This is a genomic window from Carboxydothermus ferrireducens DSM 11255 (assembly GCF_000427565.1).
Classification (GTDB): Bacteria; Bacillota; Z-2901; order Carboxydothermales; family Carboxydothermaceae; genus Carboxydothermus; species Carboxydothermus hydrogenoformans.
The window spans coordinates 49,511-64,058 of sequence record NZ_ATYG01000004.1 but is presented as its reverse complement, the minus strand read 5'-3'; the positions used below and the strand labels follow the sequence as shown (position 1 = coordinate 64,058).

Annotated in this window: 12 protein-coding genes and 1 riboswitch; of the genes, 9 read left to right on the top strand and 3 right to left on the bottom strand. The window is 42.5% G+C overall.

Features of this window, described 5'->3' with window-relative positions:
* Positions 1–17: 17 nt before the first annotated feature.
* Positions 18–2,546, bottom strand: coding sequence for a cytochrome c3 family protein (locus tag CARFE_RS0103250; protein ID WP_028051725.1), 2,529 nt, complete (start codon positions 2,544–2,546; stop codon positions 18–20).
* A gap of 159 nt (positions 2,547–2,705) precedes the next feature.
* Here CARFE_RS0103250 and CARFE_RS0103245 point away from each other — a divergent pair, with 159 nt between their 5' ends.
* The 6 genes from CARFE_RS0103245 to CARFE_RS0103220 all read left to right on the top strand — a co-directional run bounded on the left by CARFE_RS0103245 (position 2,706) and on the right by CARFE_RS0103220 (position 9,747).
* A complete protein-coding gene (locus tag CARFE_RS0103245; protein ID WP_028051724.1) occupies positions 2,706–5,039 on the top strand; it encodes an O-antigen ligase family protein in 2,334 nt (777 codons plus the stop codon).
* A gap of 375 nt (positions 5,040–5,414) precedes the next feature.
* Positions 5,415–6,767: a cytochrome c3 family protein gene (locus CARFE_RS0103240; protein ID WP_028051723.1), complete on the top strand. Its 1,353-nt coding sequence runs from the start codon at positions 5,415–5,417 to the stop codon at positions 6,765–6,767.
* A 16-nt stretch (positions 6,768–6,783) separates the two neighbouring features.
* Positions 6,784–7,440, top strand: coding sequence for a tetratricopeptide repeat protein (locus CARFE_RS14100; protein ID WP_051250134.1), 657 nt, complete (start codon positions 6,784–6,786; stop codon positions 7,438–7,440).
* A gap of 12 nt (positions 7,441–7,452) precedes the next feature.
* Entirely contained in the window at positions 7,453–8,460 is a 1,008-nt protein-coding gene (locus tag CARFE_RS14095) for a 6-bladed beta-propeller (RefSeq protein WP_051250133.1), read from the top strand.
* 182 nt (positions 8,461–8,642) lie between these two features.
* Entirely contained in the window at positions 8,643–9,029 is a 387-nt protein-coding gene (locus tag CARFE_RS0103225) for a hypothetical protein (RefSeq protein ID WP_028051722.1), read from the top strand.
* Positions 9,030–9,123: 94 nt separating this feature from the next.
* Entirely contained in the window at positions 9,124–9,747 is a 624-nt protein-coding gene (locus CARFE_RS0103220; protein WP_028051721.1) for a hypothetical protein, read from the top strand.
* A gap of 77 nt (positions 9,748–9,824) precedes the next feature.
* Here CARFE_RS0103220 and CARFE_RS0103215 read toward each other — a convergent pair whose 3' ends face one another.
* Positions 9,825–10,532 carry a class I SAM-dependent methyltransferase gene (locus tag CARFE_RS0103215; protein WP_028051720.1) on the bottom strand — a complete coding sequence of 236 codons (708 nt, stop codon included), beginning with the start codon at positions 10,530–10,532 and terminating at the stop codon, positions 9,825–9,827.
* Between the two features lie 13 nt (positions 10,533–10,545).
* A complete protein-coding gene (locus tag CARFE_RS0103210; RefSeq protein ID WP_028051719.1) occupies positions 10,546–11,520 on the bottom strand; it encodes a 4Fe-4S binding protein in 975 nt (324 codons plus the stop codon).
* Between the two features lie 230 nt (positions 11,521–11,750).
* On the opposite strand from CARFE_RS0103210, the gene CARFE_RS0103200 reads away from it, so the two are divergent.
* The 3 genes from CARFE_RS0103200 to CARFE_RS0103190 all read left to right on the top strand — a co-directional run bounded on the left by CARFE_RS0103200 (position 11,751) and on the right by CARFE_RS0103190 (position 14,374).
* Entirely contained in the window at positions 11,751–13,043 is a 1,293-nt protein-coding gene (locus CARFE_RS0103200; RefSeq protein WP_028051718.1) for a DEAD/DEAH box helicase, read from the top strand.
* A gap of 25 nt (positions 13,044–13,068) precedes the next feature.
* Positions 13,069–13,176, top strand: a riboswitch (TPP riboswitch).
* A gap of 70 nt (positions 13,177–13,246) precedes the next feature.
* A complete protein-coding gene (thiT, locus tag CARFE_RS0103195; protein WP_028051717.1) occupies positions 13,247–13,762 on the top strand; it encodes an energy-coupled thiamine transporter ThiT in 516 nt (171 codons plus the stop codon).
* Positions 13,763–14,374: a thiamine diphosphokinase gene (locus tag CARFE_RS0103190; RefSeq protein WP_028051716.1), complete on the top strand. Its 612-nt coding sequence runs from the start codon at positions 13,763–13,765 to the stop codon at positions 14,372–14,374.
* Positions 14,375–14,548: the final 174 nt, after the last annotated feature.

The following is a 14,548-nucleotide window of genomic DNA, read 5'->3' as shown; positions in this document are numbered from 1 at the left end:
GCCTAAGGCCATGGCTTTTAAGGTTGATATCCCCCAAAGGTGTGGGAGCTTAGATAGATACTATCAATAAGTGATGCGGTTTTGGGCATATCCACCGCTGGCATTCGGGTTCCATCGTGGCAGGAGAAGCAAAGCTGCCCCTGGGTAGTTTTAAGAGATTCCCCCAGTAAATTGGTGCCGTGACTGTTGTGGCAGTCGTTGCAGGCTAAACTGCCGGTTTTATAATGGAGGCTTTGCCTGTAAGCCGGATACTCGTTTTGAGCCCGGGCATCCCGGTAAATACCATCTACGGCAGGATAGAATAAATTCTGAAGTGACAATATTGGTGTTGGCATTGAACTTTCTACCAGATACGGTCCTAAATTATCTGCACCGTAAATTGGGTCATTTAACCCCGGGATAATCCCGTAGGTATACCACTCTTCACTCCAGGGATAAACTCTTTGTCCTACCGGTGGTAGGAAGTCTTCCCGGTAAGTTAGTCCCATTACTGTTTGCTGCCGGTATAAAAGGCTTATGCCTTTACTATGGCACTGGCCGCATAAACTGGTTCTAAGCGCTGGCGTCTGGTATTTGGGATTATAAATATTGTAGTGATTGGGGTTTTCAGTGTGGTTTTTACCGGGACCGTGACAGGCTTCACAGCCAACACCCATTTCGACCAGTTCGTAACCGGTGACTTCAGAGGTTTCGCTATTTACGGTAGTAACTTTAAAACCGGTGCCATGGCAGCCCAAACAGGAGTTTAAGTCATAAACTCCGGAAAATACGGTGAACTTCTTTGCGGGAACATTAAAGCTTCCCGAAAGAAGATTATAAGTTGTGTCATAAACCGCATAGCTCTGCAGCCACTTAAAACCAACGCTTAAGGTGACCTGCTCGGGATAAACATCCGCCCGGGTTGAATCAATCAGCCGGTACAGAAGGTTGCCTGGACTGGCGATAAAATCATTTAGTCCGCTGTAGGTAAAGCGGTAGCTAAAACCGTTAACCGACGGTTCCAAAGGATAAACCGCATCAGCTACTATGCTATTAAAACCAAAACCAATGGTCCTCGCATGGGCTGTCTTTTGCCATCCCCTATAATAATTCTGGTGACAGCTCTTGCAGGCTAAACTTCCCACGTACTGACTGCTGCCCTGATAGTAGTTGGTTGGAGTAGGAGATTCCATAAAATAGCCGGTTTTATCCGGATGGCACAGTACGCAACTTTTCATATTGGGAAGCCGTTTTAAAGCCGAGGACCCGGTATTTTCATAGGCTTCCTCCGGTACTGTACCGGTTTTCAGCCAGTAATCCTGATCAACTCCGTGAGCCGTATGGCAGGTAAGACAGTTTATTTTGGAAAAAGTTCCGGTAACCGGGTCGTATTCAAACTTGATGTTATAAACCGCGCTTAAAGTTGAAGCCAGCTCCGGATAAACGGTGATATCTACCGGGTGGCGGTAATTTTCCGTAAAACTGTAAGTATTGCCTACCACCGTGGTATAGTACGAAGGGTGACAGGAGGCGCAAAATTCCGAGATACCGCTTATATACGTTACTTTTTCCGGTTTGTCTGAAGCAATTGAAAGGTAATTTTCAATACCCATTACTACCCTGATAGCCGGTACAAAATAAGCATAAAGCGGTACCGTTGGTGCATAAGTGAATTTAATCACTGTATAACCCCGGGAGTTATCAATGGTATAGTAAGAGGGGTCAATATATCCTTCGTTGGAGCTAATTTTGGTAAGACGTTCGTATTCATAACCGGTAAGCCAGCGGTAAGGAGTATACGTCACCTCGCCTACCGAGTTAGCGGTAGCTCCGGGATACACCGTATACTCGGTACTGGAAATCTTCGCCATTAAAACCCCTTCTTTTTTATTTAAATAAGCCTGTCCGTTGGGGTTAGGGGATAAAAGCCGGGCATTTCCTCCGGCACCGTGGGGGTCATGACAGCTGGTACAGGTAAAAGGAATACTCCAGCGGTCGTTTATGCCATCGCCATTTAAATCGGCTTGGGCAGTGCTGATATAGACTTCCCCTGGCACCGAAGAAACTTCGATAATACCCGAAGCATTATGAGCCGATAAAAATTCTTCTTTGCCACGGCCGAAAACCCCGCTATTGGTTAAAACATTACTGTTTTGGATTTTGCCGTCTAACACGTTGTAGGTAGTGGTAACGGTACCATCGTGGCAGGCCATACAGGTAGCGTAATCGGAATACCACTGCAAGAGGCCCGGACCTACTGATGTATGAGTAGAGTGGCAGGAGGCGCAGCTATCGGTATTTTTGGTAAAATTGCTGTGGACCCTGTACAAGGCAGGGTTATTTTCATTGGGCAGATAGACTTCATAAGGGAAATTTGTAAGATCGTCCGGGTTAAAGGCAGAGACCATTCCATAGACATTGTTATAAACTTTTGTTTGAACTGGAAGGTAACTACCTTTTTGTCCGTTATTGCCATAAACTGGCAATAAGTTGGCTTGTACGTTATTTGGTATTAAAATTATTGATATGAAAATTAATGATAAAATGTATAAAAAAGCTTTTTTCATGGGTGCCACCTATAAGTAAAATTGTTAATTTCTTAATAATTTCGCTAAAAAGATACAAAAATCCTTCTAATTTAAAAGTATTATTTTTTAAAGGTGCTATCTTTTGGCAGCAGGATTTTTCCTATGTTAAACGAATAGAAAATAAGGGAGGTAATGGCTGTGGACGGTGAGAGAACATTTAAATTTAAAATTCCTTATCTAGATGAAGCAAAGCCTTATAAAACAATGTGGTTTATCTTACTTTTAGGATTCAGCCTTTTATTTTTATTACCGCCTTTTTACCGGGGCCTATTTTTTGAATATGAGCAGGAAGTAGCAACTCTCTGGGCGATTATTTTAGTTTGGCTAGTTTATACTTTAGAGCTTGGGGAGAAAAAGCCAAAGTTTTTACAATTAACTTTAGATTATGCCGTGTTGGCACTACCAATAATTTATTTAATTTCAATAATTAATGCAGCCAATATAGGCTTTGCTGTCGATGAATTTGTCCAAAACGTTTTATACTTTTTGGTATTCTGGCTGGCTACCCGCTTCGGGGCTAACCAGAATGCGCGAAGGGTTTTACTTCATGCGGTTTATCTGGCAGCAATTGGTGTATCCCTTGCAGGCCTTATGACGGCAACGGGAGTAATTAATATTCGGGATGGGTATTTAAGTGGTCGAATTTACTCTTCTTTTCAATATCCCAATGCTTTGGCAAGTTATTTAGCAGCGGCTTTTTTAATTGGTATTTACCTGTGGGTAAGTTCCAATAAAGCTTTACGTTATTTTTACGGGATTGGAAACTATATTATTTTAACGGTACTTCTTGGGACCAAATCCAACGGTGGCTTAATGGTATTTTTAGCCGTAATGGTTTTATACTTTATTTTTCAGCCGCCCGGGAAAAGATTTGCCATTTTCTTTCATTTATTTTTAAATTTAGCATTAGCTTTTGTGGTGATAAAAAGCTTTATATATCACGTGGATGTTACGGGTCAGACCGGGAACTCGTGGCTCTGGTTTTTAGTTGGCTTAATTATAGCAATAATGATCGAGGTTATTATCCAGTTCATAGTTTTAAATAAAGCAGTTATTACAACCTTTACAAAATACAAGAAACCATTAATTTATATGTTTCTTGGATTTATGGTGGTGGCTTTAATAGGCGGTTTGATTTTGGTTTTATCTAATGAAGTATTAAGGGAGAAAATTTACGAATTGCTGCGAATTCGTAACGCTAGCGAACGGGGTTATTTTTACCGGGATGCCCTGAAAATGTTTTTGAAAAGTCCTCTTATTGGCTGGGGGGGTGGAGGCTGGGGGGAAGCTTACCGGGCATTTCAAAGTTATTTTTATATTTCCACCCAGGTGCACAGTTACTACCTGCAGCTCTTTGTTGAAACGGGAGTGTTAGGGGTAGCAACTATTGTTACCATAATCGGAAGTTTTTTCAAATACTTTATTAATCTTTGGAGAAAAACCAGCGATTACTGGCTTTCCTTTGAGGTCGTTACCCTGGGAGCGGTAATTATAAATATTGCTGGTCATGCGGCGATTGACTTTGATTTGTCGTTAGCCGCCCTTTCCTTGGTTTTGTTTTTAGCCCTTGGCTTTATAAGAACTTTGTACTTTACAGCTATTTCTAAACCACTACCGGAGAAAAACAAAAGGAAAGTACAGTTTAACAGCATCCACTATTTTACCTTAATCTCAGTTATTGCGATTGGGCTTTTAATTTTTGTGGGAATGCTTGCTACTGCAAGTCATTATGAATATTCTGCATACAGCTACTATCAAGCTCAAGATTTACAAGGTCTAAAAAATGTAATGGAAAATGCTGCTCGCTATAATCCCTTTAATGCTTCTTATAACGAAAAATTAAGGGATATTTACAAGTCTTTTGGTGATTTAAATAATGCGCTCCTCCAGGCGGAAAAAGCGGTGGCAAAAAGCAAATATGATCCCTACAAAAAAATTGAACTTTCTTACCTCTATTACCAGACCGGGCAGATAGATAAAGCGGCGAATTTAACCGATAAATTTATAAGCGATGCGCCGTTCATGGCGGTAGTTTATGATGCTGCAGCGCGGGTAAACATGATGTGCGGTTTAGCAGCGGTGAGAAATGGTGACCTAACAAAGGCGCGGGAGTATTTTAATAAAGTAGTTAAAGTGCGGGATTTGGAAGAAAAACAAATTACCAAATACACTCCCGAAACCCGAAAACTTCAGGTGGTAGCTCCGGTACTTTCAGTTACGCCGGAAGTAAAGTTAAATGTGGGGATTGCTTATTATTTCTTAAAAGATTTTGCTAAGGCCCGGGAAAATCTTTTGGTTTCTAAAGAGAAAACCGATTTAGCGGCGGAAAGTCTTCTCTGGTTGACGGTTTTGGAAAGCAAAGCGGGTAATACCGAACTTGCGGGCAAATACAAAAAAGAATTAGAGAAAGCTCCGGGAGGGAGTCAACTTGTAAATAAAATTGGTGAGTTTTTGAGCTTGCCACTGCTATAGGTTAAGCTGCGAAGGGAAAACAAAAGAAGAATATAGTTTTTATCATAGAAATTAACGGCTCGGTGGAGCCGTTTTTTTTTTATGGCAGTGGTATAAATTTTTTCCATCACAAAATGAAGTGCTATTATTACAATTTATTTGAATTTTCAAGTCGCACATTTGGTTAATATAAAATGATATAAAATGCTCGTATTTTGTTGAAAGGGGAATATTTCTTAGATAGCTTCGATTATTTTGAAAAAGAGATTATATAAGCAAAACTCTATTTAATACAATAAATGTCATAATTTATATAATATCGTCGATTAAAAAATATGTAACTATGGGAGGAAAAATATTACAGATATCGAATAGCTTTTTATAGGAGGCAAAGAAATGAACGTAAGGGGACCAACAAATGGAGAAAGAGTGATAAAAATTATTTTAATTGTCAGCGGAATATTCTTAACTATATTAATAATTGCTATAAGTTTAATTGAAGTTACCTCGCTTTCGATTACCTGTCAGGGTTGTCATGAAATGCGCCCGGAGTATTACACCTGGAAAGCTTCAACCCATAGCCAGGTTAACTGCTTAAAATGCCATGTGGAGCCGGGGATTGGGAATTTATTTAGATTTAAGGGAAAAATGTTCAACTTTGCCTACCTCCATTTTACCAAAAAATATCTACTGCCAATAAGCCTCAAAAAAGACCTTCCTCAACGCAACTGCACTCGCTGTCACGGCTCAAAAAGAGCTATTACCCCGGCAGGTGACTTAATAGTTCCCCACGATAAACACAAGTCGGCCGGAGTTCAGTGTCTGGAATGTCATAAAGGAATTGCCCACGGAAACATACTGGACCGCCAGGAAACAATTGACGGAGATTTCAGCCGCTGGAATTTAACTTACGCCAGGTCCCAGATGATACCGGAAAATGTAAAGACCAAAATGAGTTTGTGCATGAGCTGTCATGAACAAAGAAACGTGACCAGAAAGTGCGAAGCGTGTCACCGGCAAATACGGCCTCCCAAGGACCACCGGGCGTCGGACTGGCTCACCACCCACGGAAAACTTGCTCGCAAAAATTTAAAATATTGTGATTTGTGCCACTCTTATTCTAATGTTGGAATTGAATATAATGAAAAAGATCCGGTGCGGGCTTACATTAAAGGAAACAGTTTTTGCTATGGCTGTCATTCCAAAAGGCCGGTAACCCATACGGTTGACTGGATATCCTCTCATGGCCTCTTAAGGACCAAAAACGATATTTCGGGATGCCTTACCTGTCACGACTGGGGCCAGCGTTCACCGATTCAAACCGCGGGACAGAGCATTATTGCCGGAGAGAGGCAAACGCTGCAGGTACCCGGTGGGCAGGTTTTGGGAGAAAAGAAAACTTACTGCATCCAATGTCACCGGGGTCAGCATAATAATTTCTTTGCATACCAGGTGCAAAATCACCCTGTAAATCTTCCGCCCGGTACAAAGCTGCAAGGATTTTGTTTTGGGTGTCATAATGTTCGCCAGTGTCAGCAGTGCCACAAAAATGCGGAAGCCCTATTTAAAGAATTCCAGGAAGGGAGAAATAAGGCTGGTACTTCTAAAAAGCTTTTAAACCCGCACCAGAAATATTTTCAAAATGGTGCGCAAAACCACCCGGTACCTTTAAATGCCGGGACCAAACGGGATAGCAGTTGCTATCGCTGTCATAATCAAAAGTATTGTACCGGTTGCCATAAAAATTAAAAAAGGGGGATTTGTCTTGAGCACGGAAGTTAGACCGGTCAAAACACCCAAACCGGTGCCTCCGCTTGTAGCGTATTTAATAATAATTGTTTTTACAGCAACAATGTTTGTCATTGGGGTGATTATTGGTAAAGCCTTTTTTTGGGAGAATTACGATACTACACCGATAGCAGACCGGATTATTGAAGTGGCCAAGCAGAAGGTGGCTCAAGACCCCAAAAACCCGAAAAACTACGTGGATTTGGGGTGGGGTTATTTTAAGAAGAAAGATTATAATAATGCCTTGTCTCAATACAAAAAAGCAATTGATTTAGACAAAAAATACTATCCGGCTTATTTAAACCTGGGGATTCTTTATATTGAGACCGGTAAATATGATTTAGCGGCAAACACCTTAAAGAAGGCTGTAGCCCTGCAGCCGAAAAGCTCCAATGCTCACCTAAATCTCGGAATAGCCTATACTAAGCTTGGAAAATACAATGAAGCATTGAAAGAGTTAAATGAAGCCTATAAACTTTCCCCGGGATCAACCAGGATAATTTACGAAATAGGGGTTACCTATGAAAAAATGGGTAAAATCGAAGAAGCAAAGTACCAGTACAAGTCGGCTTTGGAGTTTGATCCGAAATTTGAAGAAGCGAAAAAAGCTTTAGAACGGCTCAATAAAAAGTAAAGGAGGGAGGGTATGAGTAGCAATAATACCCTTGCCGTACGCTTAAAAGATATTTTTTGGCGGTGGGATCAGGAAAAGCTGAAACGAACTCTGAAATGGATTTTTATAATAGAGTTAATATTTTTTATAATCTTTTATTTCCTTAACCGTAACCCGGTACCGAAAATAGTACCGCAAATAGGGCCGCCTGGACCACCAGCTTTCTTATATGCGATTTACGGTACCGACCAGAATCCCTTTAAAAAGCCAATGGCGGTGGCGGTATCCGGAAACCGAATTTATGTAACCGACACCGGCAATCAGAGGGTCCAGGTTTTTGACTATGATGGTAATCCTCTCTTTACCTTTGGTAAACCCGGTACCGATAAAGGACAGTTCAAGTTCCCCTACGGTATTGCAGTGGACGGGGACGGAAAAGTTTATGTAGCCGACATGTACAACGGTAAAATTTCCGTCTTTAACAGTGAAGGGATTTTCCAGTACTATTTTGGTAGCCCCTCAGATATCAGTCGTCCTGCTGGCTTGTTCATTTCCGGTAACCGCCTTTATGTGGCCGATGTCGGGAAAAATAAAGTAACGGCGTTTACATTAGACGGGAAGAAGGTTTTGGAGTTTGGGAAGATGGGTACTGCCAACGGTGAATTTAGGGCTCCTAACTGTGTCTGGGTTACCAATGGTAAGATTTATGTCGCTGACTCCGGTAACGACCGGGTGCAGGTCTTTAACCTCCTTGGCGGTTATGCCTATACTTTAACCGGCGGCAACAACAATGGTGAGACCTTTTCCTTTATTAACCCCCGGGGAGTTGGAGTAGATGGCCGGGGAGTACTGTATGTGGTGGATAATTTAAATAGCCGGGTTTGTGGCTTTGATGAGCAGGGTAATTTCCTCTTTACCTTTGGCAGCAAAGGGGCTGAGCTAAACCAATTTATTTTGCCCAACGGGCTTTTCGTTGATGACCAGGGCCGGATTTACATTACCGACACCGTAAACCAGCGGGTGGTCGTATATCAAAGCTGATAATGCGACCAGTAAAAGAGCTGCTAAATTAAATGGGCAGCTTTTTTACTTTTGAAACGCATTAATTTGGTAGCTATTAGCTGGAATTTTTATCCGTGTATTCTATTTTTGAGAATACTATGTCTGAAATTAGCAGGGAATCCATCCTTGAAGTCGAATTACTTCTTAAGGAGGGATTTTTATTGGCTAAAAAGATTGGAATTTTATTTTTATTGTTATTAGTTATCCTTGGTGTCTTGGCTTATGGTTTTCGGGTCTGGGAAAAGCCGGAGGACGTGTTTGGTAAGTTTGAAGGAGCTTTGGCAAAAGGTGATAACAAAACTGCCTTTACATATTTATCACGTACCATAAAGGACGATTTATCACAAGAGAAACTAAAATCTTTAGATATTTTTGTCCATGAAATGGAGAAGCAGGGTTTTTCCTTTGAACCGACTTTTCCCGAGTTTTGCAGGAATTTTTTTTACCGGGAATTTAAACGGGGAGTGGCCCAGGGGGATGTAGTATATACGGTAGAAATTGGTTTGGTCCGCGAGTGGGGCGGATGGAAGGTGGTAAGTGTCCGGTAATTTGCAAGGGTTTTTTTAAGTAGCTTTGCAGGAAATCGGGGAGAAAGAGAGAATATAACTTTTTAGTTATAGTATACCTGCGGGAGGGAAAAGGATGCAGCGTTTTTTGGTGGCAGCGTTTTTATTACAGTTAATCCTGTTAGTGACTTTGGGAGGGGCGATTGGTGCTGGACCCGGCGCGTTTGTGGATAAAGAAACGGGGATAGTGGTGAAAACCGCGACTCCTGAGGATGCGGCGGTTTCCTTTTATGCCCTTTTGGAAAAAGGCCGCTGGCAGCCGGCGTATAAATTAATGACCAAAATGTCCCGGGACATGATTTCCGAAGCGGATATGGAAGCATCGGTCAAGCAGGTGAAGATTGTCAAGTCCCGGCTGGTTAAGGTATTTCCTGCCGACCAAAAGGGAGAGTTTGCTACTGTCGGTCACGTCCGGATAATCCAGTTAGAAAACCAGCCCAACGAGATGGCAATTGTAGGTATTGCGGTTTTACGGCAGAACCCCGAAACCCGGGGATGGGAAATTGTCCGGGTGCCCAATGAAATCGAAAGCGTTTATAAGGATATCCTGGATTTAATTTTAAAAACCGATGAAAAAATGAGCAGAGAAGATTTTGCCGGCGAAAATCTGACGAAGGAGCAGCTTACCCAGATAAAAGACCAGATCAAGGCCATGAAAGAAATGCATGAAGCCCAAAAGGAAGCGTTAAATCAGCAATAAAAGTTTTTGTTTAATCGGCAGAAGCCGGCCCTACAAAAATGCAACAAAATTCCCCGCCCGATAAGGCGGGGAATTGCCTATTTTCGCGCAGTAAACACTAAATCCCGACCTTCGGGATCATAGGGTGTAAGGGTGAAATCCCGGTAAAAGCCGATTTCCCGAAAGCCGGCATCTTCCAAAAAGGTTTTTAACTTTTCCACAGTAACCGGATATAAAAACATCTGGTCGGTGTAAATTTCTCCTTTTTGCAGGAAAACAAGTTCAAGGGAGAACCGCACCAAATCGCCAAAAAGTTCGTACCGCCGGCGGAAAATTAAATCCAGCTCCAAAAGCTTTTTTTCGGGGAAAGGGAAAACGCCGGTTTTTAAAAATAAGGCAAAGTTCACCGTTTGACCTACTAAGAGACCTCCTGGAAGTAAATGTTTAAAAAAGTTTGCCAGAGCTTTTTTTATACCATCCTCTCCTAAAACCGGTAAGGTGTTGCCGATACAAAAAATACCCTCAAAAGGTTCCTCTAAGTGGAAGGCAGTAAGGTCTGAAATTAAAAATTTAACATTGTTTTTACCCCGCGCCTTTTCCCGGGCCAGACTTACAAATTCAGGGTTTATATCTATACCCGTTACTTCAAAACCGCTTTCGGCCAAAGAGAGGGCGTAATTACCGGTACCGCAGCCCGCGTCCAAAAGTTTTTTTGCCGGGGTAAAAAGTTTTTTTAAACTATTTACTACCGTAACATTGGCCGGGAACAAGAGATCGTAATACCGGTTTAAAAGAGAGAAGCCCATCCATCCTTCCTCCTCAGTGGGTAAGCTTGTCGACCAGCGGGTAATAAGCTTGCCAGAGTTCTGGTAATACTGTGGACTGCCAGCGTCCGGTAATTTTAGCAATAATCATGTCGCCAATAAAAAAGCCCAAAAGAATTAAAGAATACTGAAAAGGGGTTAAGGTAAATTTTCCAATTCTGCTGCCAAGAAACAAGGTGTTTTTTACCGGACAGACTTCAAGGCAACTACAGCATAACGTACATTCGGGAGAGGTAACGGCATTTAGGGTCGAAACCTTTAAATTGCCGGGACAAATTTTATCGCATTTTTTACAGGAAATACAGCTTTCGTTATTTCTTTTTATAGTTAGGGGCGAGAAAAAAGCAAAAATATTTATGAAAGCTCCATAAGGACAGAGAAACCGGCACCAGAATTGAGGAAAAGTAAGGGATAAAACTATTAAGACGATAAGTACCTTTACGGTTAAAGCGGAAGGATTTAAGAAAAATTTCAGCATTTTAATATCGGCAACCGCATTGTAGGGTGATTGGACAAACTGCCAGGTAGCTTCCGGTGGCATGTCAATTAAAATTACTTTTATAAAGAACAAAGCGATAAGATACTTAATGCCGGCAAGTAAATAGCCAAACCAGGTTGGAATTAGTAAATCTCCGGGGATTATTTTTTTTCGAAAACGGTACAGAAGTTCCGATACGGTACCGATGGGGCAGATATGGCTGCAAAATCCGCGCTTAAAGAGAAAAGCACTCAAAATAATTAAAATTAAAATCGTAAGTCCTGCCGGGTGAACCGGGTCAAAAACTCCGGTAAATAAATAGCTTTTTAAAGCTACCAGGGCTGAAATAGGGAGAAAGCCTTCGATTGAAGGAAAACGGTATTTTAACGCCGAAACCCCTTCGGTGGGGAATAAAGTTACTGCCTTATAAAAGAAAAAACCGGCTACAGAAAAAAAGAGAAGATAGTAATACTGGCTAATCTTTCGGAGCAAGGCTAAGTCCCTCCTTTTACTTGCATTATAAAATAATGGTAAAAACTTTTCCGTGATACTTCTCACAAATAAAATAAACCTTGCATTACGGAAAAGAATGGTTTATAATACATGAGGCAAGAAATGGTAAGCCTTTCTGCCAAGCTGCAGAAAGGCTTTTTATGTTTTAAGCATAAATCCAGCTATTTTGCCCAAATTAAAAATGAAAAAAGGAAAAAGGAGAGTTTTTCATGGAAGAGTTTAAAAAATTGGGATTAATCACACCGCTTTTAAAAGCGGTGAACGACCTGGGGTTTGAAATGCCTACTCCCATTCAAAAGGAGGCTATTCCTCTTATTTTAGAAGGACATAACCTGGTGGGTCAGGCTCCTACCGGAACCGGAAAAACCGCCGCCTACCTTTTACCGGTGTTACAAAGAATTCAGCGGGGAAAGAAAGCTCAAGTGTTGATCGTTACTCCGACCCGGGAGCTGGCACTGCAGGTGGCCGATGAAGTGGCCAAACTCGGAAAATATCTTAAAGTCCGGGCTCTGGCGGTATACGGCGGCCAGGCTATTGAGCGGCAAATCCGGGGACTTCGCCAGGGGGTAGAAGTGATTGTGGGGACCCCGGGACGAATCTTAGACCATATCGGCCGGAAGACTTTTCCGGCGGCAGAGATCAAAACTGTTATCCTGGACGAAGCCGATGAAATGCTGGATATGGGCTTTATCGATGATATCGAGGCAATTTTAAATACCCTGACCAACCGCCAGCAAACCTTGCTTTTCTCGGCAACGCTGCCGGCTCCGATAAAAACCATAATTAAAAAGTTTTTAGGGGGGTATAAAACGGTTAAACTGGTTGGCAGGGAAAAAACCGTGCCGGCGATTCGCCAGGTATATTACGAGCTTCCGGAAACGGAAAAAATCGAGGGACTTGTCAGTATCTTAAACAGCGAGCTACCCATCCAGGCTATTGTGTTTTGTCGCACCAAAAAGCGGGTTGATGAGGTAGTAGAGCAATTAAACTTCCGGGGTTATGCAGCTAAAGGATTGCACGGGGATATGAGCCAGCGGGAACGCACTCAGACCATTAAAAGCTTTAAAGCCGGGAAAACCGAACTTTTGGTGGCTACCGATGTAGCCGCCCGGGGCCTTGACATTCCCGATGTTTCCCATGTCATCAATTTCGATATTCCCCAGAACCCGGAAAGCTATATCCACCGTATTGGACGTACCGGCCGGGCGGGCAGGGAAGGAAAGGCCATTACCCTGATTAACTACCGGGAAAGAAAGCTTTTAAAAGCCATAGAAGAGGCAATAAATAAGCGCTTAAAGCGGGAAATACTGCCGGAGCCGGTGGATTTGGAAGAAGCCAGATTCAAAAAAATTGCCAAGAAAATTCTGGATACCATTACCAAAGGGGTACCGGCTTTATATCTGGAAATGGCGGCCAGACTTTTAGAAGAGGAAGAGTCGGAGCAGCTTTTAGGGGCAACTTTGTATCTTCTGGAAAATCGGTCTTTACAGAATGGTTTTTAGCGGTTATAATTGTAAAAAAATACTAAACGGCCACTGGGGGTGCCGGTCAAAACCGGCTGAGAGGGAGAGTTCTCCCAACCCTTTGAACCTGATCCGGGTAATACCGGCGTAGGGAAAGTGGGGTAACTGGAAGATAAGCCCGTTTTCCGCTTTGCCGGAGACGGGCTTTTTTGTCTGGTGGCCGGGAAAAAGGAGGGTGGCTGATGAAAGGGTTAGACTTGCGGGTGGTGACCCGCGGGGGGCTTGCTTTAGCTCTTGCTGTGGTTTTAAGTTTCATAAAAATCTGGCAGATGCCCCAGGGGGGTTCGGTAACGCTCTTATCCATGCTGCCGGTAATTTATTTTGCTTATACCGAAGGGCTTTTACCGGGGTTACTGGTAGGGGTCTTGTATGGTTTGTTACAGTATTTAATTGAACCGTATTTCGTTCATCCCGTTCAGTTTCTTTTGGATTATCCGGTGGCTTTTGGGGCCCTTGGCCTGGCGGGACTTTTTGTCAAAAAGTCGCCGTATCCGGGAGTGGTACTGGCAATTCTTGGACGGTTTTTATCCCACCTCATATCCGGAGTGGTGTTTTTTGCGAGCTATGCGCCAAAAGGTCAAAGCCCCTGGGTGTATTCGGCAATTTATAATGGTAGTTACCTGCTGCCGGAATTAATTTTAACCCTGGGGGCAGTTTACTTGCTGAAAATCTTTGAACGCTTGCGGAAGGTGACGTAAATGCGGGTTATAATTTTTGCCGGGGGTGAGGCCCCCGGCTTTTTACCGGATTTAACACCGGAGGATTACTTAATAGTGGCCGATGGTGGGGCAAGGCATTTGCCCCCGGAGGTCATACCCGATCTTTTACTGGGGGATATGGACTCGCTTCCGAAAAACTTGCAGGAAGAGTTTAAAAGAAAAGGGGTAAAGCTTAAAATTTATCCTGCCGAAAAAGATTTTACCGATTTAGAAGCAGCTGTACAAACAGCGCAGGACCTGGATGCTTCCGAGATTGTAGTGGTAGGAGGAACCGGGGGACGGAGCGACCACTTTTTTGCAAATTTGCTACTCCTTGCTAAATGTAGCTACCCCGTTACCTGGTATGGTCACGATTTTATCGGTTATATAAATAAAAATCCCCTTACATTAAAAGGGAAACCCGGGCAGTTATTTTCGGTTATTCCCCTTACCGGAGAAGTTACCGGCCTTACTATCGAAGGAGCTAAATACCCGCTTGTTGGGGCTAATTTATCCTGGGGGACTACTTTGGGACTGTCAAATGAGTTTATAGCCGATACGGTCAGAATTTCCTGGGTGACCGGTAAATTAATACTACTGCAAGTTTTTTGATTTGGGCATTTTTTTGGGACCTTACCGGAGTAACGGTAAGGTTTAATTATATCGAGGTAGCTAATAAATTTTTTCTAAAAATATTTCTGCTAAAAATAGCGTAATGTCAAGAGAAAAAAGGTTTTAAACATTTTATGTATATAAATAAAATTTATACAACTATAAGCAGGGAAA

What these genes read in the sequence shown, in the direction of transcription:
- CARFE_RS0103240 (WP_028051723.1), top strand. Translation starts at nt 5,415, where the DNA reads ATGAACGTAAGGGGACCAACAAATGGAGAAAGAGTGATAAAAATTATT.
- thiT (WP_028051717.1), top strand. Translation starts at nt 13,247, where the DNA reads ATGAAAGGGTTAGACTTGCGGGTGGTGACCCGCGGGGGGCTTGCTTTA.
- CARFE_RS0103250 (WP_028051725.1), bottom strand. Translation starts at nt 2,546, where the DNA reads ATGAAAAAAGCTTTTTTATACATTTTATCATTAATTTTCATATCAATA.
- CARFE_RS14095 (WP_051250133.1), top strand. Translation starts at nt 7,453, where the DNA reads ATGAGTAGCAATAATACCCTTGCCGTACGCTTAAAAGATATTTTTTGG.
- CARFE_RS0103220 (WP_028051721.1), top strand. Translation starts at nt 9,124, where the DNA reads ATGCAGCGTTTTTTGGTGGCAGCGTTTTTATTACAGTTAATCCTGTTA.
- CARFE_RS0103190 (WP_028051716.1), top strand. Translation starts at nt 13,763, where the DNA reads ATGCGGGTTATAATTTTTGCCGGGGGTGAGGCCCCCGGCTTTTTACCG.
- CARFE_RS0103200 (WP_028051718.1), top strand. Translation starts at nt 11,751, where the DNA reads ATGGAAGAGTTTAAAAAATTGGGATTAATCACACCGCTTTTAAAAGCG.
- CARFE_RS0103215 (WP_028051720.1), bottom strand. Translation starts at nt 10,532, where the DNA reads ATGGGCTTCTCTCTTTTAAACCGGTATTACGATCTCTTGTTCCCGGCC.